The 20,680-nt window shown below is 71.0% G+C and carries 22 protein-coding genes and 1 riboswitch; of the genes, 13 read left to right on the forward strand and 9 right to left on the reverse strand.

The window, feature by feature from the left end; genetic code table 11:
- Together JLI01S_RS17105 and JLI01S_RS04780 are read left to right on the forward strand one after the other, a co-directional pair.
- The coding region (locus JLI01S_RS17105; protein WP_439645560.1) for an Lhr family helicase at positions 1–755 on the forward strand (755 nt) is incomplete at its 5' end.
- A 3-nt stretch (positions 756–758) separates the two neighbouring features.
- Positions 759–1,616: a DNA-formamidopyrimidine glycosylase family protein gene (locus JLI01S_RS04780; protein WP_068260817.1), complete on the forward strand. Its 858-nt coding sequence runs from the start codon at positions 759–761 to the stop codon at positions 1,614–1,616.
- Between the two features lie 7 nt (positions 1,617–1,623).
- Here the strand turns inward: JLI01S_RS04780 and JLI01S_RS04785 are convergent, their stop codons facing one another.
- From JLI01S_RS04785 to JLI01S_RS04805, 5 genes are all read right to left on the reverse strand, one after another.
- Positions 1,624–1,923: a helix-turn-helix domain-containing protein gene (locus JLI01S_RS04785; protein WP_068261053.1), complete on the reverse strand. Its 300-nt coding sequence runs from the start codon at positions 1,921–1,923 to the stop codon at positions 1,624–1,626.
- A 61-nt stretch (positions 1,924–1,984) separates the two neighbouring features.
- Positions 1,985–2,461, reverse strand: a complete 477-nt coding sequence (locus JLI01S_RS04790; RefSeq protein WP_068260820.1) for a CinA family protein — start codon at positions 2,459–2,461, stop codon at positions 1,985–1,987.
- Complete coding sequence (pgsA, locus tag JLI01S_RS04795; protein WP_068261056.1) at positions 2,451–3,071, reverse strand: CDP-diacylglycerol--glycerol-3-phosphate 3-phosphatidyltransferase; 621 nt, start codon at positions 3,069–3,071, stop codon at positions 2,451–2,453. Before pgsA ends, JLI01S_RS04790 begins: the two co-directional genes overlap by 11 nt.
- Before the next feature lie 26 nt (positions 3,072–3,097).
- Entirely contained in the window at positions 3,098–4,504 is a 1,407-nt protein-coding gene (gene rimO / locus JLI01S_RS04800) for a 30S ribosomal protein S12 methylthiotransferase RimO (protein ID WP_068260821.1), read from the reverse strand.
- A gap of 51 nt (positions 4,505–4,555) precedes the next feature.
- Entirely contained in the window at positions 4,556–5,260 is a 705-nt protein-coding gene (locus JLI01S_RS04805) for an ion channel (RefSeq protein WP_068260822.1), read from the reverse strand.
- 22 nt (positions 5,261–5,282) lie between these two features.
- Between JLI01S_RS04805 and JLI01S_RS04810 the strand changes: the two genes are divergently transcribed.
- Positions 5,283–6,308 carry a TlpA family protein disulfide reductase gene (locus JLI01S_RS04810; protein ID WP_068260825.1) on the forward strand — a complete coding sequence of 342 codons (1,026 nt, stop codon included), beginning with the start codon at positions 5,283–5,285 and terminating at the stop codon, positions 6,306–6,308.
- On the opposite strand, the gene JLI01S_RS04815 is transcribed toward JLI01S_RS04810, so the two are convergent.
- Positions 6,292–9,144, reverse strand: coding sequence for a DNA translocase FtsK (locus tag JLI01S_RS04815; protein WP_068260828.1), 2,853 nt, complete (start codon positions 9,142–9,144; stop codon positions 6,292–6,294). The two genes, JLI01S_RS04810 and JLI01S_RS04815, sit on opposite strands and share 17 nt — an antisense overlap.
- A gap of 121 nt (positions 9,145–9,265) precedes the next feature.
- Here JLI01S_RS04815 and JLI01S_RS04820 point away from each other — a divergent pair, with 121 nt between their 5' ends.
- Positions 9,266–9,910, forward strand: coding sequence for a prepilin peptidase (locus JLI01S_RS04820; RefSeq protein ID WP_068260830.1), 645 nt, complete (start codon positions 9,266–9,268; stop codon positions 9,908–9,910).
- Between the two features lie 74 nt (positions 9,911–9,984).
- A riboswitch (SAM riboswitch) is annotated at positions 9,985–10,100 on the forward strand.
- Between the two features lie 40 nt (positions 10,101–10,140).
- Positions 10,141–11,355, forward strand: coding sequence for an aminotransferase class V-fold PLP-dependent enzyme (locus tag JLI01S_RS04825; protein ID WP_068260836.1), 1,215 nt, complete (start codon positions 10,141–10,143; stop codon positions 11,353–11,355).
- A 92-nt stretch (positions 11,356–11,447) separates the two neighbouring features.
- On the opposite strand, the gene JLI01S_RS04830 is transcribed toward JLI01S_RS04825, so the two are convergent.
- Both JLI01S_RS04830 and dapA read right to left on the reverse strand, forming a co-directional pair.
- Entirely contained in the window at positions 11,448–13,133 is a 1,686-nt protein-coding gene (locus JLI01S_RS04830; protein ID WP_068260839.1) for a ribonuclease J, read from the reverse strand.
- Complete coding sequence (dapA, locus tag JLI01S_RS04835; RefSeq protein WP_068260841.1) at positions 13,130–14,026, reverse strand: 4-hydroxy-tetrahydrodipicolinate synthase; 897 nt, start codon at positions 14,024–14,026, stop codon at positions 13,130–13,132. The genes JLI01S_RS04830 and dapA overlap by 4 nt, the downstream gene beginning before the upstream one ends.
- A 43-nt stretch (positions 14,027–14,069) precedes the next feature.
- On the opposite strand from dapA, the gene JLI01S_RS04840 reads away from it, so the two are divergent.
- Genes JLI01S_RS04840 through JLI01S_RS04855 form a run of 4 tightly spaced genes read left to right on the forward strand, consistent with a single transcriptional unit; the run spans position 14,070 to position 17,285 of the window.
- Entirely contained in the window at positions 14,070–14,879 is an 810-nt protein-coding gene (locus JLI01S_RS04840; protein ID WP_068261059.1) for a thymidylate synthase, read from the forward strand.
- The gene (locus tag JLI01S_RS16600) at positions 14,876–15,835 is read left to right on the forward strand and encodes a dihydrofolate reductase (RefSeq protein WP_084349205.1); all 960 of its coding nucleotides are present in this window, start codon (positions 14,876–14,878) and stop codon (positions 15,833–15,835) included. The genes JLI01S_RS04840 and JLI01S_RS16600 overlap by 4 nt, the downstream gene beginning before the upstream one ends.
- Positions 15,836–15,894: 59 nt before the next feature.
- Entirely contained in the window at positions 15,895–16,524 is a 630-nt protein-coding gene (locus JLI01S_RS04850) for a SatD family protein (RefSeq protein WP_068260845.1), read from the forward strand.
- A complete protein-coding gene (locus JLI01S_RS04855) occupies positions 16,521–17,285 on the forward strand; it encodes a hypothetical protein (protein WP_068260848.1) in 765 nt (254 codons plus the stop codon). Before JLI01S_RS04850 ends, JLI01S_RS04855 begins: the two co-directional genes overlap by 4 nt.
- Before the next feature lie 6 nt (positions 17,286–17,291).
- On the opposite strand, the gene JLI01S_RS04860 is transcribed toward JLI01S_RS04855, so the two are convergent.
- A complete protein-coding gene (locus tag JLI01S_RS04860) occupies positions 17,292–18,293 on the reverse strand; it encodes an SMP-30/gluconolactonase/LRE family protein (protein ID WP_068260850.1) in 1,002 nt (333 codons plus the stop codon).
- A 77-nt stretch (positions 18,294–18,370) separates the two neighbouring features.
- Between JLI01S_RS04860 and JLI01S_RS04865 the strand changes: the two genes are divergently transcribed.
- Genes JLI01S_RS04865 through JLI01S_RS04880 form a run of 4 tightly spaced genes read left to right on the forward strand, consistent with a single transcriptional unit; the run spans position 18,371 to position 20,676 of the window.
- Positions 18,371–19,093, forward strand: a complete 723-nt coding sequence (locus tag JLI01S_RS04865) for an enoyl-CoA hydratase-related protein (RefSeq protein WP_068261065.1) — start codon at positions 18,371–18,373, stop codon at positions 19,091–19,093.
- Positions 19,093–19,647, forward strand: a complete 555-nt coding sequence (locus tag JLI01S_RS04870) for a GNAT family N-acetyltransferase (RefSeq protein WP_068260853.1) — start codon at positions 19,093–19,095, stop codon at positions 19,645–19,647. The genes JLI01S_RS04865 and JLI01S_RS04870 overlap by 1 nt, the downstream gene beginning before the upstream one ends.
- On the forward strand, positions 19,637–20,359 hold the full coding sequence (locus JLI01S_RS04875; RefSeq protein WP_068260856.1) for an AzlC family ABC transporter permease: 723 nt from the start codon (positions 19,637–19,639) through the stop codon (positions 20,357–20,359). Before JLI01S_RS04870 ends, JLI01S_RS04875 begins: the two co-directional genes overlap by 11 nt.
- Positions 20,356–20,676, forward strand: a complete 321-nt coding sequence (locus tag JLI01S_RS04880) for an AzlD domain-containing protein (protein ID WP_068260859.1) — start codon at positions 20,356–20,358, stop codon at positions 20,674–20,676. Before JLI01S_RS04875 ends, JLI01S_RS04880 begins: the two co-directional genes overlap by 4 nt.
- Positions 20,677–20,680: the final 4 nt, after the last annotated feature.

The following is a 20,680-nucleotide window of genomic DNA, read 5'->3' on the forward strand; positions in this document are numbered from 1 at the left end:
CCCACACGCCACAGCGGCGCCCGGCCGCCCGGAGCCGCTACGGCGGCCGACCGAGGCTGGGCCGCGCCACCCTCCCGCAGCGCAGCGGGCCTCCCCGCGTCGCTGGTCGGTGGTCGGCGCTCCCCCGTGCCGAGACCGACCCCACCGTCCGCCTCCACGCCACGGCAGAGGGACTGCTCGACCGCCACGGCGTCGTCACGCGAGGAGCGGTCGTCGCCGAAGAGGTCCAGGGCGGCTTCGCCGTCGTCCACCGGGTGCTCGGCGCCGCCGAGGAGGCGGGCCAGGTGCGACGCGGATACTTCATCGAGGGTCTGGGTGCCTCGCAGTTCGCTGTCCCCGGGGCCGTCGACGAGGTGCGCTCCTCCCGGGCACCCGAGGGGGCGGTGGTCCTGGCGGCCACCGACCCGGCCAGCCCATGGGGCGCCGCGCTGCGCTGGCCCGAGCGCGACGCGGGACACCAGCCCGGGCGCAAGGCTGGCGCGCTCGTCGTCGCCGTCGACGGGCAGCTCGTCCTCTATGTCGAGCGGGGTGGACGCACTCTGCTCTCCTGGGACACCGGCGAGGACTCGCTCGCCATGGCTGCCCGCGGGCTCGCCGATGCCGTGCACCGAGGGGCGCTCGGACGTCTGACCGTGCAACGAGCGGACGGTGCCCCCGTGCTCGGGTCTGCCGACCCGCTCGCCCAGGCCCTGACCAATGCCGGCTTCACGATGACCCCGCGCGGCCTGCGGCTACGCCCCCGCGGGCGGGGCTGACCCGTGCCCGAGGGCGACACCGTCTGGCGCACCGCGCAGCGCCTCCATGCGGCGCTGTCCGGACGACCGGCGACCCTCGTCGACATCAGGTGGGGCGAGGTCGGCGAAGGGCCCCTGCGAGACGCGAGCATCGATGAGGTGGTGCCCAGGGGCAAGCACCTGCTCCACCGATTCGACTCCGGGTGGACGCTGCACACGCACCTGCGCATGGAGGGGTCGTGGCGGGTCGAGGCCGCCGGGTCCGAGGCAGCCGCGCGCGGCCTACGACGACCTGACCTGCGGGCTGGGGTCGGCAATGCCGCCTGGACCACCCTCGGACTGCGACTGGGCGAGCTCGACCTCGTGCGCCGCAGTGACGAGCACCTGCTCGTCGGGCACCTCGGACCTGATGTGCTGGGCACCGACTGGGACCCCGGCCTCGTGGCACGACGCATCGTCGGGTCGAGCACCGGCACCTCGATCGCTGCGGCCCTGCTCGACCAGCAGGTGCTGGCGGGGGTCGGGACCTTTTGGGCGAGCGAGGTCCTCTTCGCCCAGCGGCTGCACCCGTGGCACGAGGCAGCCAGCCTGTCACCCGAGCAGGTGGACACCCTCGTCGCGCGGGTCCACGAGCTCATGGTGCGCGGGCGGGAGCACGCGATCCAGTCCTCGACGGGCATCCTGCGAGCTGATGCGCGCTCATGGGTCCACGGGCGCTCCGGTCGCCCATGCCGCCGCTGCGGCCAGGCGGTGCGAGTGGCACCGCTCGGTCGGCAAGGAGCTGATCGAGTCTTTTTTTACTGCCCGGCGTGCCAGGGCGGGATCTCGCCCACCGATGACGGGCGGCCGCAGGGACCGTTGGGGGCACGCAGACCCCGGTAGAGCACCATCAGGCTGCGGAGACGACGTCCTCGGAGTGAGTGGCCACCGGCAGGGTGACCGGAGCACTGACGCGCTCGGCGCGACGGGCTCGCTGGGCGACCTCGGTGAAGACGATCGAGAGCGGCATCTCGAGGGCCGTGCAGATCGAGGCGAGCAGCTCCGAGCTGGCTTCCTTTTCGCCGCGCTCGATCTCGCTGAGGTATCCCAAGGAGACGGAGGCAGTGGCCGAGATGTCGCGCAGGGTGCGCCCCTGGGCCCGGCGCGCGTCACGGAGCACATCTCCGAGCTCCTCACGCAGCAACACCATCAGGTCCACCTCCTCCACGTCGTCATCTTGGGACCACGGTACAACGCGCCACCGTCAAGGGTCAGGACGAGTCCCGGACGACCTCGTGACCGAGGTCGATCGCGGCAGCGACGGCGCCGGCACGCACAGCGGCGCGCTCCCCCGTCAACGCCAGGCACCGGGTCGATAGTCCCGACGGGGTCGAGCAGGCGAGCCAGACCGTCCCGGCCGGGTGACCCTCGCTCGGTCCGGGGCCGGCGACCCCGGTCGTGGCGATGGCGACGTCCACACCGAGGCGACGCCGCGCTCCCTGCGCCATCTGGGTGACGACCTGCTCGTCAACGGTCCCGACCCGGGCGACGAGGTCAGGGTCGACCTCCAGGAGAGAGATCTTGACCGCGGGATCGTAGGCGACCACCGAGCCGACGAAGACCCGCGAGGCACCGGGCACCTCGACGACCGTCGCAGCGACGAGGCCACCGGTGAGGGACTCCGCGGTCCCGAGGGTCCACCCCCGCTCGGCGAGGACCGCCAGGAGGTCTGCGACGTCAGCGGCCACGCGCGGCCTTGCGCTCCTGCTTCAGCCGAGCACGCTCGCTCGTCGAGCGGAGGGTCATCGCCTTCATGACGTAGTCGACAGCCGTGGCGATCGTGACCACGAGGGCGGCGATCAGGATGGCCCAGGCCAGCCCGCGCCACAGCCACTCGACCGGCAGGGTGCTCAGCGGCATGACGAAGAGGCCGATGGCCAGGGCCTGGAGGAAGGTCTTGACCTTGCCACCGCGGCTCGCGGGCATCACGCCATGGCGGATCACCCAGAAGCGCATGGCGGTGATGCCCAGCTCGCGGGCGATGATCACGACGGTGATCCACCACGGGATCTCGCCGATCATCGACAGCGTGATCAGGCCCGCGCCGGTCAGCGCCTTGTCGGCGATGGGGTCGGCGACCTTGCCGAAGGTGGTCACCAGGCCCTTGGCCCGCGCGAGATCACCGTCGATGCGGTCGGTGACGATGGCGACGGCGAAGACGCCCCAGGCCCACCACCGCATCGCCGTGTCCTCGCCGCCGTGCTGCAGCAGGAGCCACACGAAGACGGGTACGAGCAGGATGCGCAAGACCGTCAGCGCGTTGGGGAGGTTCCACGGACTCGGCTCGGGGATCGGCATCGAGATGCCGTCGGTCCGCTCGGTGCTCACGATCGCACCTCCGCGACGAGGTCGATGCCCTCGGTGCCAACCACCTCAGCCGTGACGATCTGGCCGACCTCGAGCGTCTCGACGTCGCCGCTCAGCATGGTCATCCCGTCGACATCCGGGCCCTGGTGAGCAGCTCGGCCGCTCACCTCACCCGTCTCCCCGTCGATCTCCTCGACGAGGACCTGCACGATCTCGCCGACGCGCTCCTCTGCGCGCTGGGCGGTCAGCTCCTCGATGAGGGAGCGGATGCGCTCGACGCGTTCGAGGATCACGTCCGCGTCGACCTTGTCATCAAGGAGCTCGCCCTCGGTGCCGTCCTCGTCGGAGTACCCGAAGACCCCGACGACGTCGAGGCGGGCCGCGAGGAGGAAGCGCTCGAGCTCGGCCACGTCGTCCTCGGTCTCCCCCGGGAACCCGAGGATGACATTGGAGCGGATGCCGGCGTCCGGCTGCCGCTCTCGGATGCCCTCGATGAGCGCGAGGAAGGAGTCGGTGTCACCGAAGCGGCGCATCCGACGCAGCAGCGGCCCCGAGGCGTGCTGGAAGGAGATGTCGTACCAGGGCACGACCCCGGGGGTGCTCGCCATGGCCCGCAGCAACCCTGGACGGATCTCGGCCGGCTGCAGGTAGGACACCCGCACCCGCTCGACCCCGTCGATCGCCACGAGCTCGGGCAGCAGCGCCTCCATGAGGTCCAGGTCACCGAGGTCCTTGCCGTAGGACGTGGAGTTCTCGCTCACCAGGAAGAGCTCACGCACCCCCTGGGAGGCGAGCCATCTCCCCTCGGCCACGACATCGTGGGGGCGGCGCGAGACGAAGGCCCCACGGAAGGTCGGGATGGCACAGAAGGAGCAGCGCCGGTCGCAGCCCGAGGCGATCTTGAGCGGCGCCCACGGACGGTCGTCGAGCCGGGCACGCGGCAGGTCGCCACCGGTGTTGTGACCCGGGAGTGCGACATCGCTCGCATCGCGGTCGACCGGGGAGATCGGTAGCAGCTTGCGACGGTCACCGGGCGTGTGCGCCTCGGGCGCATGCCCGTCGAGGACGGCCCGCAGGTGACTGGACATGTCGGCGTAGGAGTCGAAGCCGAGCACGGCGTCGGCCTCGGGCAGCTCGTCAGCAAGCTCCTTGCCGTAGCGCTCCGCGAGACAACCGACCGCCACCACCTTTTGGGTCTTGCCGTGCTCCCGCAGGTCGTTGGCCTCGAGGATGGCGTCGATCGAGTCCTTCTTGGCCTGCTCGATGAAGCCGCAGGTGTTGACGACCGCGACATCGGCCTGCGCCGCGTCGTCGACGAGGGTCCAGCCCTCGGCGGACAGGCGACCGGCGAGCTCCTCGGAGTCCACGTCGTTACGGGTACAGCCCAGGGTGACGAGGGCAACGCTGCGGGAGGGGACGGACATGTGCCCACTCTAGGCGGCCTGCGTGGGTGCAGCCGCCACCGGCGGGCCGGGTCAGTTGCGAGCGCGCATCACGGTCAGCGCCACGAGCCGCGAGATGACCATGGCGACGTACAGGACGCCGGTGAGCTGCTCGATGGTCACGGCGGCTCGCGCGTGGGACTTGACGGGCACGATGTCCGACAGGCCCACGCTCGTGAGGTTGGCTCCCGAGAAGTACAACAGCTCGAGGAAGGTCAGACGCTCACCCGTGGTCTGCCCGACGAAGGATCCGGGCGCGAGAGTCTGGATGGCGACGAAGAGATAGGCAAAGGCGAAGAGCAGGACGGTGAAGGCCGAGGCGACGGCAAACATCTCGTCCTTGGTCACCCACGTGTCGGCAAACATGTAGGACACGAGCCCATACGCCACATAGAGGTAGAAGAACCCCAGGAGCAGGTGTGCGGTGAAGGTCACCGCGACATTGCTGTCGTCCAGGACCGACCACACCTCCAGCACGAAGGCAGGGAAGCCGATCAGCAGGGCCAGCCAGGTCAGTGCCGGCGTGGACCGCACGACCCACACGCCGAAGGTGACCGCCACCAACGACAGGCCGGTGATGACCGCCCGGCCCCAGCTCTCCGACTCCACCCACGGCAGCAGCACGATCGCCAGGAGCTGGATGCTCACGAGGATCGCCGACGGTTGCTTGCGCACCACCGCTGCCCAGTACCGGGCCCCTGTCGGTCGGCTGTCGAGCTCGTACCAGGCCTTCGTCATGAGGCAACCCTAGACTCGCAGCGTGCATGCCAGCCCCCTCCTGCTCCCTCCGCTCCTGCTCGCGGCCCTCCTGATCGTCAGCGGAGTCGCCAAGGTGCGCCATGCCGAGGAGACCCGCAGCGCCTTCAGCCAGCTGCGGCTGCCCCGTCTGCTCACCGACTCGCCCGCCCCGCGGGTCCTGCCGTGGGCCGAGATCGCCCTGGCGCTTGCGCTGCTGGTGGCTCCGGCCCCCTTCGCCGTGGTGGTCGCGATGGTGGCCCTGCTGCTCTTCGTCGCCTACCTCGCGGTGATCGTGCGGGCCCTGGGCTTCGGATATCCGGTGACCTGCAGCTGCTTCGGCAGGCTCGGTCTGGGTGAGGTCACCCGCCGCACGGCCGTGCGCAATGTCCTGCTCGTGGTCGTCGCCGCGCTGACCGTGTGGTCGGCCACCGCGCAGGACAGCGTGGTCGTCCGGCTCGCCGAGGCTTCCGCGACGACCTGGGTGTGGTTGGCCCTGGTCGTCCTGACCCTCGCCGTGGTCATCGCGACCTTCGGTGGGTCGAAGGGGGAGCCCCTCGCCTCGTCCCTCGGTACCGACGTCGAGTCCGAGGGCGACCAGGAGCTGGACTACTCGCGCCAGCCGCTCCCCTTCGCCGCGCTCGAGGACCAGTCCGGCCGGTCGCTGCCACTCACCTCGCTCATCAGCGAGGGCGCCGTCCTGCTCGTCTTCGTCTCCCCCGGCTGTGGGCCGTGCGTCACACCGATCGAGCAGATCCCCGCGTGGGACGAGCTGCTCGGTCCGGTGAAGGTGCGAGCCGTCGTCTCACTGCCCCTCGAGACAGCACTGGGATCCGTTCCGCACCTGGCCGAGCGCATCCTGCACGACCCGCAGGGAACGCTGGCCCGGATCTTCGGCGTCGGCACCCCCGGCGCGGTCCTCCTGGGCGGCGACGGCCTGCTGGCCGGTGGCCCGGTGCAGGGGCGCGAGGCCGTGATGGACTTCATCGAGGACGTGCGCGCCGAGCTCGAGGAGGCCGGCGCGCTGGAGGTCCTCAGCCCCGGTCAGTGAGCGACCAGGCGTCCTCGTCGTCCTCCTCGGTCCACTCCTCCACGACCTCGGTCCCGATCGGGTCCTCGGGGTAACGGTTGTACGGCTGCGCCGGTGAGCCCGTGCGCACGTCGATGACATCGGTGTCGTCGGTCACCGCCACCGGGGGCGCGGCGTCGACCGACTCGATCGGCTCGTCATCCTCGTCAGCCGCTGCGGGCTCCTCGAGCGGCGGCGGGTCCTCTCCCTTCATCAGGGCGAGAGTGGTGGGCAGGTCCTCGGGCGTGATGAGCACATCGCGCGCCTTGGACCCCTCGGAGGGCCCGACGACGCCGCGCGACTCGAGCAGGTCCATGAGGCGTCCGGCCTTGGCGAAGCCGACGCGCAGTTTGCGCTGGAGCATCGACGTCGAGCCGAACTGTGTCGTGACGACGAGCTCGGTCGCCTGCAGCAGCACGTCGAGGTCGTCGCCGATGTCCTCGTCGATGTGCTTCTTGGGGGCCTCGGCCGGGGCTACGTCCTCGCGGTAGACCGGCTTGAGCTGGCCGGTCACGTGCGCGACGACGTCATCGATCTCCGACTCGGTGACCCAGGCGCCCTGGACACGCATCGGCTTGGACTTGCCCATCGGCAGGAAGAGGGCGTCACCCTGACCGAGCAGCTTCTCCGCACCGGGCTGGTCGAGGACGACCCGGGAGTCGGCGAGCGAGGAGGTTGCAAAGGCCATGCGCGAGGGCACATTGGCCTTGATCAGACCGGTGACGACGTCCACGGAGGGACGCTGCGTCGCGAGCACCAGGTGGATGCCGGCGGCACGGGCCAGCTGGGTGATGCGCACGATCGAGTCCTCGACATCGCGCGGAGCGACCATCATCAGGTCGGCGAGCTCGTCGACGATGACGAGCAGGTACGGGTACGGCTGGATGACCCGCTCGCTGCCGGGGATCGGCTGCACCTTGCCCGCCCGGACGGCCTTGTTGTAGTCGTCGACGTGCTTGTAGCCGGAGCTGGCGAGGTCGTCGTAGCGCATGTCCATCTCGCGCACGACCCACTGCAGGGCCTCTGCTGCCTTCTTGGCATTGGTGATGATCGGCGTGATCAGGTGCGGGATGCCCTCGTAGGCCGTCAGCTCCACCCGCTTGGGGTCGACGAGCACCATGCGCACCTCGTCGGGCGTGGACCGCATGAGGATCGAGGTGATCATCGAGTTGACGAAGGAGGACTTGCCCGAGCCGGTGGCACCGGCGACGAGGAGGTGGGGCATCTTGGCCAGGTTGGCGATGACATAGCCACCCTCGACGTCCTTGCCGACACCCATCACCATCGGGTGCTCGTTGTTGCGCGAGACGTCCGAGCGCAGCACGTCGCCGAGGCAGACCATCTCCTTGTCGGCATTGGGGATCTCGATGCCGATGGCGGACTTGCCCGGGATCGGGCTGAGGATGCGCACGTCCGCCGAGGCGACGGCGTAGGCGATGTTCTTGGACAGTGCCGTGACCCGCTCGACCTTGACACCCGGACCGAGCTCGACGACATAGCGGGTGACCGTCGGGCCACGGTGGAAGCCGGTGACATGGGCGTCGATGCCGAACTCGTCGAGCGTGGTGGTCAGGGCCTCGACGACCTTGTCGTTGGCCGCGGAGCGCTCCTTGTGCGGGGCGCCCGGCTTGAGGTGGCTGCTGTCCGGGAGGGTGTAGGTGACATCGCCGGCCAGCGCGAGCTGCTCGACGCGCTGGGGCAGCTGCGTCGTGGGCGGGGCCTCGAGGACCGTCTTGTCGGCGGGCTTGATCGGGGCGACGACGGGGTTCTTGGTCGGCCGCTTCTCACCCGGGCGGGGGCCACCGGTCTCGGCCTGCGGAGTCTCGGCGCTCTCGTCTGCGTCGACGGTGGCAGCAGGCTCACCGGTCGAGGCGGACCGACGCTTGCGTCCCTTGCCGGCCGGCTGCACGACGGCCGCCTGCTCGAAGGCGGTGTCGCCGTCGCGCTCGCCCGAGAGCTCGTCGTCCGCGGGGTCGATGGTCCGGCGGCGGGCACGAGTGACCGCAGCCTTGGGCGCGTCGTGACGCGTCTGGACGTCGGTGGTCGTGACATGGCTCGGGACCTCGCCGGTGAAGGCGGCCCGGATGTAGGCCAGACGCTCCGGGACCTCGTTGAGAGGTGTCCCCGTGAGCAGCAGCAGGCTGAAGAGTCCCAGCAGGACGAGCAGGATGGTGGCCGGCCAGGGCGTGACCGCCGTGGCCAGGGGGTCGGACGCGAGGAAGCCGAAGATGCCACCGGCATCACGCATCGGGCCCGCTCCGTCGGGTGGCTGCGGGATGTCCTTGGCGATGTGGGTGAGCCCTGAGGCGGCGAAGAGGCCCATGACCGCGCCGAAGCCCAGCCGCGCGTCAGCCGCGGAGTTGCCCTGCGAGCGCAGGAGACGCACGCCGAGCAGGAGCAGGACGATGGGCAGGGCATAGGCAACGCGACCGAAGGTGCCGGCGAAGACGGCGTGCACGATGTCACCGAAGGTGCCCGACAGGCCCCACCACTCCCGCACGGCAACGACGAGGGCCAGCGCCAGCGCCAGGAAGCCCCACCCGTCGCGGCGGTGCTCCGGCTCGATCTCGCTGGCGCTCTGACCGATGCGTCGCACTCCCGACCCGGTCGCGTGCGCGACGCCCATCCAGGTCTTGTGCACCGCGGCGATGGGCAGCGGCAGGCCCCCTCCGGACGCGGATGTGGTGCGGGAGGAGGAGGTCTTCCCCTTGGCAGCGGTCTTGGCAGGAGCCTTGCGACCCGCTGGGCGGGTGCTGCCCTTGGGGCGCGTGGACGCGCCCTTGGTGCTGCGCGAGGTGGTCGACGGACGAGTGGCCATGCTTCGCAGACTAGGCGAAAGCCACCCGTGACACACGTGTCACACGCGCACCAGCGGCCACAGATCCCACCGTCCACAGGCGCGGGCCCACGGTCGACCCCGGCCCGATAGCCTCGCCGTCGTGGACCCACGGACCCTCGTCGTCATGCTCGCGGCGCTCGCGTGCGGCGTCCTCGGGTGGTCCTGGCTGCGCACCGGCAGCTACCGACGCCCCGACGAGGACGGCGCCCTCCCCCGCAACCTCTGGGTCCCGGCGGTCGCTCCCTTCGTCGGGGTGGTCCTGGAGCGCTCCCTCGCGGACCGCTCGTGGCCGGTCCTCCTTGCCCCGCTGCTCCTCGCCATGGTCGGTCTGGTCCTCGCGGCGGTCGACGCCGACGTGCACCGCCTGCCCAATGCCCTCACCGTGCCGCTCGTGCCGGCGGTGGTGGGTGTGCTCGCCGTCGCCTCCGCCACCACCGGCGACTGGGACGCGTTGCTCCGGACCGCCGTCGCGACCGTGCTCGTCGGTGGCGGCAGCATCGCGATGGCCTTCTTCCTCTACGGCCGATCCATCGGGATGGGCGACGCCAAGCTGCTCGTCTCGATCGCCCCGACCCTGGCCTGGTTCGGGTGGAGCCACCTCATCGTTGGGATCTGGCTGGGCTTCGCCCTCGGCGGAATCGTCGCTCTCGCACTGCTGCTCGCTCGCAGGGCGACCCGCTCGACACATCTGGCCTTCGGCCCCTACCTCGTCGCCGGGGCGGTCCTGGCCATCGCCTTCGTCTGACGTCCCAGGTGGCGAGACATAACTGGTGAGCACTCGACAACGACCCGCCCCGGTGCGCTACTGTCCTGACCCAAGGTCACGAGTACCAGCGACAAGCCCCGGCTAGCTGGTCGGCAACCCTCCTTCCGCGGTGGGGTGCTCCGGGTGACGACCTGGCCGGCGACGACCAGTTGCCCGGCAAGCGCGGACCCGTGGCGACGCTCGGGTCCACAGGACCCAGGAGCACTGTCATGACCGTTTCCGATGTGCACACCACCACCCTCCTGCCCGAGCTGGTCTCCGCCGGCCTGAGCTACCGCGACGAGGACGGCTCGGTCATCGACTACGCCCACCTCGACCACGGCGCCACGACTCCTGCCTTCGCCGCCGTCGCCCAGGAGGTCGCCGCCGCCGCCGTGACCTACTCCTCCGTGCACCGCGGCGCCGGCTTCGCCTCCCGGGTGACGAGCTCGCGCTACGAGCAGGCTCGCGAGAGCGTCGCCGACTTCGTCGGTGCGCGCGAGGAGGACCAGGTCATCTTCACTCGCAACACGACCGACTCCTTCAACCTGCTGGCGCGGGCGCTGCCTGCGGACACCACGGTCTTCGTCTTCGCCTCCGAGCACCACGCGGCCCTCCTCCCGTGGGGCGACGCCGTGCGCCTGCCCGTGCCGCACAGCCACGACGAGGCGATCGACCTCCTCGACCAGGCCCTGCGCAACCACCCCGCCGAGCACCGCCTCGTCGTGGCGACCGGCGCCTCCAATGTCACGGGCGAGCACTGGCCGATCGAGCGGCTGGCTGCCGTGGCGCACCAGCACGGCGCCCGGTTCGCTCTCGACGCCGCCCAGGTCGCGCCGCACCGTCGCGTCGACATCGGCGCTCTCGGCATCGACTGGGTCGCCTTCAGCGGCCACAAGATCTACGCACCCTTCGGCGCCGGCGTCCTCGTCGGCCGCAGCGACTGGCTCGACGCGGCCGACCCGTATCTCGCCGGCGGCGGCGCCACGGCCCGCGTCGGGCTCGACGAGACCGAGTGGACCTGCGGTCCGGCCCGGCACGAGGCCGGCTCCCCCAATGTCCTGGGTGCCGTCGCCCTCGCGACCGCCTGCGAGATCATCGCCGAGCACGAGCGAGCGATCATCGACCACGAGCAGGCGCTGCGCATCCGCCTCCTCGCCGGCCTCGCCGACATCGACGGCGTGCACGTGCACACGCTCTTCGGTGGGGGCGATGGCGCACCGGTCGCGACGATCACCGTCGACGGCCACGACAGCGCAGAGGTCGCGCGTGTCCTCGGCGACGACCACGGCATCGGGGTGCGCGACGGCAAGTTCTGCGCCCACCTGCTCGTCGACGACCTGCTGTCGGAGCACGAGCAGGACACCGCCCTGCGGATCAGCGCCGGCCTGGGCAGCACGCCCGAGCACATCGACCGACTCCTGGGCGCCCTGCGCTCCCTCTGACCGGGCCACCCTCCTCGGGCAGGGCGAAGGGAGATCCCGGCAGGCTCCCTTCGCCCTCGACCCGAGAATCGAGTGGCGGGTGACGTGCCCGCTCAGGCCTCGATGACGACCGGAATGATCATGGGGCGACGACGGATCTTGCCGCCGACCCAGCCACCGACCGCACGGCGCACGACCTGCTGCAGCTGGTGGGTGTCGGTCGTGCCCTTGCGGGCGGCCTCGTCGAGTGCCGCGATGATCTTGGGCTTGACCTGGGTGAAGATCTCGTCGCCCTCGGCGAAACCGCGGGCGGTGATCTCGGGGCCGGCGATGATCTTGCCGGTCGAGGAGTCGACGACGATGATCACCGAGATGAAGCCCTCGTCGCGCAGGATGCGGCGGTCCTTGAGCAGGTCCTCCGTGGCCTCGCCGACGCTCGACCCGTCGACGTAGACATAGCCGCACGGCACGGCGCCGACGATCCGGGCCCGACCGTCGATCAGGTCGATGACGACACCGTCCTCGGCCAGCACGACATGGTCGGGGTCGACGCCGGTCTGGATCGCCAGGTCGGCATTGGCCACGAGGTGACGCCACTCGCCATGGACCGGCATGACATTGCGCGGCTTGACGATGTTGTAGCAGTAGAGCAGCTCACCGGCACTCGCGTGGCCCGAGACGTGCACCGTGGCATTGCCCTTGTGGACGACGTCGGCGCCCAGTCGCATCAGACCGTTGATGATGCGGTAGACGGCATTTTCGTTGCCGGGGATCAGGCTGGAGGCGAGCAGCACGGTGTCGCCGTCGCCCACGTCGATGCGGTGGTCACGGTTGGCCATCCGAGACAGTGCCGCCATCGGCTCGCCTTGACTGCCGGTGCAGATGAGCACGACCTCGTTGTCGGGGTACTGGTCGAGCTTCTTGACGTCGACGAGCACCCGGTCGGGGACATGGAGATACCCCAGGTCCGCGGCGATGCCCATGTTGCGGACCATCGACCGGCCGACCATCGCCACCTTGCGCCCATTGCGCTCCGCGGCGTCGAGCACCTGCTGGACGCGATGCACGTGGCTGGAGAAGCACGCGACGATGATCCGACGCTGCGCGTTGCGGAAGACCGTGTCGATCGCTGGTCCGATGTCACGCTCGGGGGTGGTGAAGCCGGGCACCTCGGCGTTGGTGGAGTCGGTGAGGAAGAGGTCGACCCCCTCCTCGCCGACCCGCGCGAAGGCGCGCAGGTCGGTCAGCCGCTTGTCCAGGGGCAGCTGGTCCATCTTGAAGTCACCGGTGTGCAGCAGCGTGCCGCCCGCGGTGCGCACGAAGACGGCCAGCGCGTCGGGGATCGAGTGGTTGACCGCGATGAACTCGCAGTCGAAGACGCCGAAGGACTCGCGCCCGCCCTCCTTGACCCCGAGGGTGAAGGGCTTGATGCGGTGCTCCTTGAGCTTGGCCTCGATGAGCGCCAGCGTGAGCATCGAGCCGACGAGCGGGATGTCGGGCTTGTGGCGCAGCAGGTACGGCACGGCGCCGATGTGATCCTCGTGACCGTGCGTGAGGATGATCGCCTGGACGTCGTCGAGACGATCGAGGATGTACTCGAAGTCCGGCAGGATCAGGTCGACGCCGGGCTGGTGGTCCTCCGGGAAGAGGACGCCGCAGTCGACGATGAGCAGCTGCCCCTCGTGCTCGATGACGGTCATGTTGCGCCCGACCTCGCCCAGGCCGCCGAGCGCGACCACGCGCACCGCGCCGGCCTCCAGCGGCGCTGGCAGGGCGAGGTCCGGGTGGGGGTGACTCATGCAGTGGCTCCTATCCGGGAGGCCGAGAGGCCAGCGCGCAGGATCTCGAGGTGCTCCTGCGGCCCCTCGACGTAGGGCAGCCGGACGGTCGCGTGCGTGATCACCCCGAGCTCGACCAGCGCGGCCTTGGCCATGATCGCGCCTTGGGAGGTCGTCATCAGGGCGTTGACCACCGGGATGAGGCGGTGGTGGATCGCCCGAGCGGTCGCCAGGTCACCCGCGTCGACCGCGGCGATCATGTCGGCGTACTGGCGCCCGGCCACGTGGCCGACGACGGAGACGACACCGTAGGCACCCTGGGCGAGGTGGGCGAGGTTGTACTCGTCCGCGCCGGAGTACCAGAGCAGGTCGGTCGCGGCCATCACCTGCGAGGAGGCCCACAGGTCCCCCTTGGCGTCCTTGACCGCGAGGATGCGCTCGTGCTCGGCGAGCGCGATGAGCGTGTCCACGGCGAAGGGGGTGGCAGTGCGCCCCGGGATGTCGTAGAGCATGACGGGCAGCTCGGCCGCGTCCGCGATGGCGCGGGTGTGCGCGAGCAGGCCCGGCTGGGTCGGCTTGTTGTAGTACGGGGAGACGACGAGGAGGCCGTCCGCGCCCGCCCGGGTGGCCTCGCCGGCCATCTGGATGGCATGGGCGGTGTTGTTGGAGCCGACGCCGGCGGTGACGGCGAGACGGTCGCCGGCCGCGGCCTTGACGGCCTCGACCATCGCGATGCTCTCGGCCGAGCTCAGCGTCGGGGACTCACCGGTCGTGCCGTTGACGACGACTCCGTCGTGACCGGTCGCGACGAGGTGCTCGACGACAGCGGCCACGCCCGTGGTGTCCACCGCGCCGTCAGGAGTCATGGGGGTCACCATCGCGGTGATGACCCGTCCGAAGGGGGAAGTCGTCATGCGGCTCAGCGTAGCCGTCAGTGGCGCCGTCTATCGTGGCGCCATGCGCCAGTACCTCGACCTCCTCGAGCACGTCCGTGACCACGGCGTCGACAAGTCCGACCGCACCGGCACGGGCACCCGCAGCGTCTTCGGGCACCAGATGCGATTCGACCTCTCGCAGGGCTTCCCGGTCCTGACGACCAAGAAGCTGCACCTGCGCTCGATCATCGGCGAGCTGCTGTGGTTCCTGCGCGGCGACACCAATGTCCGGTGGCTGCAGGAGCGCGGGATCTCCATCTGGGACGAGTGGGCCGACGAGCACGGCGAGCTCGGGCCCGTCTACGGACACCAGTGGCGCTCCTGGCCCGCGCCCGACGGGTCGACGATCGACCAGATCAGCCAGGTGATCCAGGCCCTGCGAACCAACCCCGACAGCCGACGCCACATCGTCTCCGCGTGGAATGTCGCGGAGGTCGGCGAGATGGCGCTGCCGCCGTGCCACACGATGTTCCAGTTCTACGTGACGCCCGCGCAGGACGGCCGCCGGGCGACGCTGTCCTGCCAGCTCTACCAGCGCAGCGCCGACATCTTCCTCGGGGTGCCCTTCAACATCGCCTCCTATGCCCTGCTGACGATGATGGTCGCCCAGCAGGTCGACATGGATCCGGGCGAGTTCGTGCACACGCTCGGGGACGCGCACCTCTACAGCAACCACCTGGAGCAGGCTGATCTGCAGCTGACCCGCTCCCCCGGCCCGCTGCCCACGATGCAGATCACCCCGCGTGACTCGATCGACGCCTACGAGCTCGACGACTTCACCCTCGTGGGCTACGAGGCCGCGCCGAGCATCAAGGCACCGATCGCCGTATGAGCGTGCCTCGCCCCGCGCCCGAGGGCCTGCGTGGCCGGGTCCCGTTGCTCGCCGCGTCCTATGCCGTGATGACCCGTGAGGGCGTCGACGGCCGTGAGGTCCTGCTCCAGCTGCGCCAGGGCACCGGATTCATGGACGGCTGGTGGGCCTGCGGGGCCGCCGGTCACGTCGAGGACGCCGGTTCGCCCACCGAGGCCCTGCACCGCGAGGTCGAGGAGGAGCTCGGGGTGCGCGTCGAGGTGTGCGCCCCGCTGACGACGGTCCAGCGCTCCACCCTGGCCGGCCCGCGGGAGCAACGCGCCGACTTCTTCTTCCACGTCACGCAGTGGTCCGGGGAGCCCACGCTGCTCGAGCCGGACAAGGCGGCGGAGCTGCGCTGGTGGCCGCTGGCCGAGCTGCCCGAGCGGGTCGTGCCGCACGAGCGCCTCGTCCTGGAGGGTCTGCACTCAGGGGACCTTCCCCCCTTCGTCGAGATGGGTCATGACCAGCGACTCGTGCTCGTCGCCGCGCTCGGGGCCAACCGGGCCATCGGGGTGGACGGTGGCATGCCGTGGCACCTGCCCGAGGACCTCAAGCACTTCAAGGCGCTGACGATGGGCGGGGTGATGATCATGGGGCGGCGCACCTGGGACTCGATCGGCCGGGCCCTGCCCGGTCGGACGACGGTCGTCATCACCTCCGACCACGACTGGAGCGCTCCGGGGGCGATCGCCGTGCACTCCCTGGCGGAGGCCCTCGTCGTCGGCGGACCCGGTGAGGTCTTCATCGTCGGCGGCGGGGAGATCTACCGCCAGACCATCGAGCTGGCCTCGCGACTGGAGCTGACCGAGATCGACGCCTCGCCCGAGGCCGAGGTCTTCTTCCCCGAGGTGGACGCGCAGCACTGGCACGAGACCCGACGCGACCCGCGTGAGGGGTTCGACTTCGTCACCTATGAACGCAACCTCACAGGTTGATCCTTGCTCACATTGACCACATAGGTTTATTTCGCCCTCGATCAGGCTATGGTGTTCAGATGACTCTGGTGGCCACCCTCATCGGCGACGTCGTCGGCTCACGCAGCGCGAGCGACCGGGCGCTGCTGCACGCCCGCCTCGAGGATGTCCTCGCCCACGTCAACACGGCCACGGATCCCGTGCACCCGGTGCGGATCACGGTCGGCGACGAGTTCCAGGGCGCGTGGGAGCGACGGGGCCAGGCCACGCATGCCGCCCTGCTCCTGCGCACGGGCCTACTCCCCGAGGTCGAGACCCGCTACGGCCTCTCCTACGGCGAGGTCACCTCGCTCAGCGAGGACGGGAGCGTGCAGGACGGTCCCGGATGGTGGCAGGCACGGGAGGCCATCACGCTGGCGAAGGGGGCCGAGGGCTCGACCCGCGCGGACGGTCGGGTCGTGCGCACCCGCTGGCACGAGGACTCCCCCACCGGTCTGGCGCTCGACGTCGCCCTGCAGCACCGTGACCTGCTCATCGACGACCTCGACGACCGGTCCCGACGCCTGCTGCGCGGTCTGATCGCCGGCGCCACCCAGAAGGACCTGGCCCAGACCGAGGACATCTCACCCACCGCGATCTCCCGACGCGTCCACCGCGACGCCCTCGACCACCTCGTCACTCTCGACGCCCAGCTGGAGGCCCTGCCGTGACCGTCCTGTCAGCCCTCCTCATCGCCATCGGTCTCGCCGACCTGCTGCGCAGCCTGGCCCCGCAGCCCTCCGAGTCCCCGCGCGAGACCCGCGGCCTCCCGGCCATCGGCGTGCTCGTGCTCGTCGTCGTCGCGGCCAGCGCCGGACTGCTCGCCACCTGGGGTGGGGTGCTGCTCACCGCCCTCGCGGTCATCGGGCTGGCAGCGTGGCTGGTCTGCGCCGAGCACGCCGACCGAGGCACCGGCCACGGGCGGGCACTGGCGGTCTTCGCCGGGGCGCTGCTCGTCCAGCTCCTCGGGTCGGGCTGGGCGCCGCCGGTCACCGGGTGGCTCGCGGACTGGCTCGCGTGGAGCCGCCTGCCCTGGCAGCCGGAGCCTGACCGCGCCCTGCTCCTGGTCGGACTGGTCCTCGTCCAGCTCGCGACAGGCAACCGGGTCGTGCGCCTCGTGCTCGTCACCACAGGCGCGCTCCCCGCGCAGCCCGTGGTCGGAGCAGTGGACGGCGAGCTGCGTGGTGGGCGCCTGCTGGGGCCGCTCGAGCGCCTCTTCATCCTCGGTCTCGGCCTGGCCGGCGAGCTCACCGCCGCCGGGCTGGTCATCGCGGCCAAGGGACTGATCCGCTGGCCCGAGCTGAAGTCCCACTCCCGGACCGACGAGACCGGTCGACGCCGCTCGGACATCGACAAGGTGACCGAGTACTTCCTCGTCGGCAGCTTCGTCAGCTGGTTGGTCGCGATGACCGCCCTCGTGCTCGCCGCCTGACCGGCGTCATCCGGGCAGGTCGATGTGGGCGAGGGCTGGCTGGACCAGACTGCCCAGCCACACCCGCCCGTCCTGCTCGCGCACGCCCGTGACCATGTGCCAGCCACTCGCGTCCGCCGTCAGGTCGTGCACGAGGACGCCGCCGTCGTCGTGCGCGGTCACCCGCACCGTGTGCTTCGGCGCGGGCTTGAGCGCGTCCGGGAGCCGCAGCGCGAGGTCGCGCACCCGCTGCGGACTCCGCTGGAGCAGACCGAGCACCGGATCCGGGGGCGAGGCGATCGCCGACCAGATCAGCCCGTCGGAGCCGCGCGAGATGTTGTCCGGGTAGCCTGGCAGAGCGGCGACGAAGAGTTGGTCCGCCGTCGGCTCGGCATCGGCCCCTGCCGTCCCCACGACGTGCCCGTCGAGGGGCCTGCCCCCGCTCAGTGCCACCCGGCGGATCCGACCGACCCCGCACTCGGCGACAAGCACGGCACTCTCGTCGGTGAGCAACGCCACCCCGTTGGCGAAGGCCAGCCCATCGAGGACCGTCGTCACGGACCCGTCCACGTCGCGTCGCAGGAGGCGCCCGCTGCGGGTGTGCTCGATGAGGTCGGACTTCCACACGTCGACGCCCCACCGCCGGGACGAGTCGCTGAACCAGATCGTCCCGTCCGCGGACACCGCGGCGTTGTTGGTGAAGACGAGCGGGACCCCGTCGACCTCGGTGACGAGCTCTTCCACCGTGCCGGATCCCTGCACGTCGACGGCCAGCAGCCCGCGGACGGCGTCGCACACGAGCAGCCGCCCGTCGGGCAACCACTCCAGTCCCAGTGGCCGTCCCCCGGTGTCGACGACGCGCTCGCTGTGGCGTCCGTCAGGCGTCATGGCGATGACTGCACCGTCCGAGGTGCCGGTCCACACTCTCCCGTCCGTCCCGACGAGGACGTCCTCGGCCCCCGGGCCCGGGACCGGGAGGACCCTGAGGAGCAAGGTCGTGGGGGCGGCGGCCGGCGCGTGGTCCGTCATCTGGCTCACCGTAGCCACCGGCGAGCGCGAAGGGAGCCCTGCGGCTGCTCCCTTCGCCCCTCCGTATGCTGGCGGGCGTGCCGATCCTCAGCGAGACCACCGATGGCGTCACGACCCTGACCATCGACCGCACCCACCGCCGCAATGCCCTCGACCTGACCTCGCTCGAGGAGCTCCACGCGGCCGTCGTCGCCGCCGTCGACGGCGGCTCCCGAGCCCTCGTGCTCACGGGGGCTGAGGGGCACTTCTGCGCCGGGGCGGACCTGACGGAGCTCGAGGACGTCTCCTTCACCGAGCGGCTCGCCGAGGTCCTGCAGCACCTCGCCGCGGTCCCGATCACGACGATCGCCGCGATCTCCGGGTCGTGCATGGGTCTGGGCATGCAGCTCGCTGTGGCCTGCGACCTGCGCGTCGTCGACGCGCCCGCCCGCTTCGCGGTCCCGGTGTCCAAGCTCGGACTCATGGTCGACAAGTGGACGCTCGACCGCGTCACCCGATTCTGGGGCGAGGGCGCCGCCCGCCACATGGTCCTGACAGCCGCCGTGCTCACCGACGACGATGCCTGGCGCCTGGGCTTCGCCCAGGAGCGCGGCGACCTCGACGCGGCTCTCGACCTGGCTCGACGGGCGGTGCCATTGGCCCCGCTGTCGCAGTCAGGATCGAAGCTCGGCATGGGAGCGGTCCCAGAGGCGGACGCCGCATACTCCGCCGCCTTCGCCCGCGCCTGGGCCAGCGAGGACCTCGTCGAGGGTCAACGCGCCTTCGGCGAGCGACGCACCCCCTCCTTCGCGGGGCGCTGATGACCTCCGCCGACGCGAGCGTCCGCTCCGCCACCGTCAACGACGCGCCCGCCGTCGGTCAGACCCAGGCCCTGGTCTGGCAAGAGGCCTACGACGGCATCGTCTCCCCCCAGGTCCATGCGGCCTTCGACCCGCAGGCCTTCGCCGCGGGCTGGCGCGACTCCCTGCGCACCCCACCCGAGGGAGTCCACCGCCTCCTCGTCGCCTGCGCCGGGGATGCGGTCATCGGGTTCGTCGCCATCGGGCCCAGCCAGGACCCTGACGCCGGCCAGACGACCGGCGAGATCACCGCACTCGGTGTGCACCCGATGCACCGCCAGCAGGGCCACGGCTCACGCCTGGTCAACGCGGCCGTCGACATCCTGCGCGAGGCAGGAGCCGAGCACGTGTCGACCTGGTGCCTCGTCGAGCACGAGGGCCTGCGCGCCTTCCTCACCGGCTCCGGGCTCACCCCTGACGGTGCCTTCCGCGATCGCATCATCTCCCCCGACGACGACACCGCCCGCGAGGTGCGGCTCGTGGCCACCCTCGTGGAGGAGCCTGGTGACGGCTGAGCCGCTGGCAGCCGAGCACGCGGCAGCACGACGACAGGGGCTCTCCGTCGGCCTGGCGACCGGGGTCTACGGGGTCAGCTTCGGCGCCCTCGGCGTCGCGGCCGGACTCGACACCTGGCAGACGGTGGCCCTGTCCCTCCTGCTCTTCACCGGCGGCTCGCAATTCGCCTTCGTCGGGATCATGGCCTCGGGCGGCAACCCGATCACCGCCGTCGCCACGTCGACGCTCCTCGGGATCCGCAACGGTCTCTACGGCCTCCAGCTCGCGCGCGTCCTGCGCCTGCGCGGCTGGCGCCGCGCCGCCGCCGCCCAGGTGACGATCGATGAGTCCACGGCCGTCGCGCTCGCCCAGGACGAGCCCGAGGTCCAGGCCACCGGCTTCTGGGCAGCGGGCCTGGGCGTGTACGCCTTCTGGAACCTCTCGACACTCGTCGGGGCGATCGCGGGCAATGCCATGGGCGACCCGCGGGCGTGGGGTCTCGACGCCGCTGCGGCCGCTGCCTTCGTGGCACTCATCTGGCCCCGGCTGCGCGATCGCACCGGCCGCATCACCGCAGGACTGGCTGCGGCCATCGCGCTGATCAGCTTCGCCCCGATGCCGGCCGGGGTGCCGGTGCTGCTCGCCGCCATCGCGGCGGTCGTCGTCGGACTGGTCACGGCCGGCCCCAGCCGCGCCCGGGACATCGAGCAGCCGGAGGGTGATCTGCTGTGAGCACCACCACGCTGTGGATCGCCGTCCTCGCCGCGTGCGCCCTCGGGTTCGCCGCCAAGTACGCCGGTTATCTCGTACCCGAGTCCCTCGTCGACGGACGTCGCCGCTCACGGATCATCGGGCTGCTCCCGGTGGCGCTCCTCGCCGGGCTCCTCGTCACGCAGACGGTCGGCGGAGACCACGGCATCGTGCTCGACGCGCGACTGGCTGCCGTGGCCCTGGCCGTGGTCCTGCTGTGGCTCCGGGCCAACTTCGTCCTGGTGGTCTTCGCCGCGGCCGCCCTCGCGGCCGGCCTGCGAGCGCTCGGCTGGGGCTGAGCCG

The sequence above is a fragment of the Janibacter limosus NBRC 16128 genome (assembly GCF_001570985.1).
Taxonomy (GTDB): domain Bacteria; phylum Actinomycetota; class Actinomycetes; order Actinomycetales; family Dermatophilaceae; genus Janibacter; species Janibacter limosus.

What these genes read in the sequence shown, in the direction of transcription:
- JLI01S_RS04785 (WP_068261053.1), bottom strand. Translation starts at nt 1,923, where the DNA reads ATGGTGTTGCTGCGTGAGGAGCTCGGAGATGTGCTCCGTGACGCGCGC.
- pgsA (WP_068261056.1), bottom strand. Translation starts at nt 3,071, where the DNA reads ATGCCGATCCCCGAGCCGAGTCCGTGGAACCTCCCCAACGCGCTGACG.
- rimO (WP_068260821.1), bottom strand. Translation starts at nt 4,504, where the DNA reads ATGTCCGTCCCCTCCCGCAGCGTTGCCCTCGTCACCCTGGGCTGTACC.
- JLI01S_RS04805 (WP_068260822.1), bottom strand. Translation starts at nt 5,260, where the DNA reads ATGACGAAGGCCTGGTACGAGCTCGACAGCCGACCGACAGGGGCCCGG.
- JLI01S_RS04815 (WP_068260828.1), bottom strand. Translation starts at nt 9,144, where the DNA reads ATGGCCACTCGTCCGTCGACCACCTCGCGCAGCACCAAGGGCGCGTCC.
- JLI01S_RS04825 (WP_068260836.1), top strand. Translation starts at nt 10,141, where the DNA reads ATGACCGTTTCCGATGTGCACACCACCACCCTCCTGCCCGAGCTGGTC.
- JLI01S_RS04830 (WP_068260839.1), bottom strand. Translation starts at nt 13,133, where the DNA reads ATGAGTCACCCCCACCCGGACCTCGCCCTGCCAGCGCCGCTGGAGGCC.
- dapA (WP_068260841.1), bottom strand. Translation starts at nt 14,026, where the DNA reads ATGACGACTTCCCCCTTCGGACGGGTCATCACCGCGATGGTGACCCCC.
- JLI01S_RS04840 (WP_068261059.1), top strand. Translation starts at nt 14,070, where the DNA reads ATGCGCCAGTACCTCGACCTCCTCGAGCACGTCCGTGACCACGGCGTC.
- JLI01S_RS16600 (WP_084349205.1), top strand. Translation starts at nt 14,876, where the DNA reads ATGAGCGTGCCTCGCCCCGCGCCCGAGGGCCTGCGTGGCCGGGTCCCG.
- JLI01S_RS04850 (WP_068260845.1), top strand. Translation starts at nt 15,895, where the DNA reads ATGACTCTGGTGGCCACCCTCATCGGCGACGTCGTCGGCTCACGCAGC.
- JLI01S_RS04860 (WP_068260850.1), bottom strand. Translation starts at nt 18,293, where the DNA reads ATGACGGACCACGCGCCGGCCGCCGCCCCCACGACCTTGCTCCTCAGG.
- JLI01S_RS04870 (WP_068260853.1), top strand. Translation starts at nt 19,093, where the DNA reads ATGACCTCCGCCGACGCGAGCGTCCGCTCCGCCACCGTCAACGACGCG.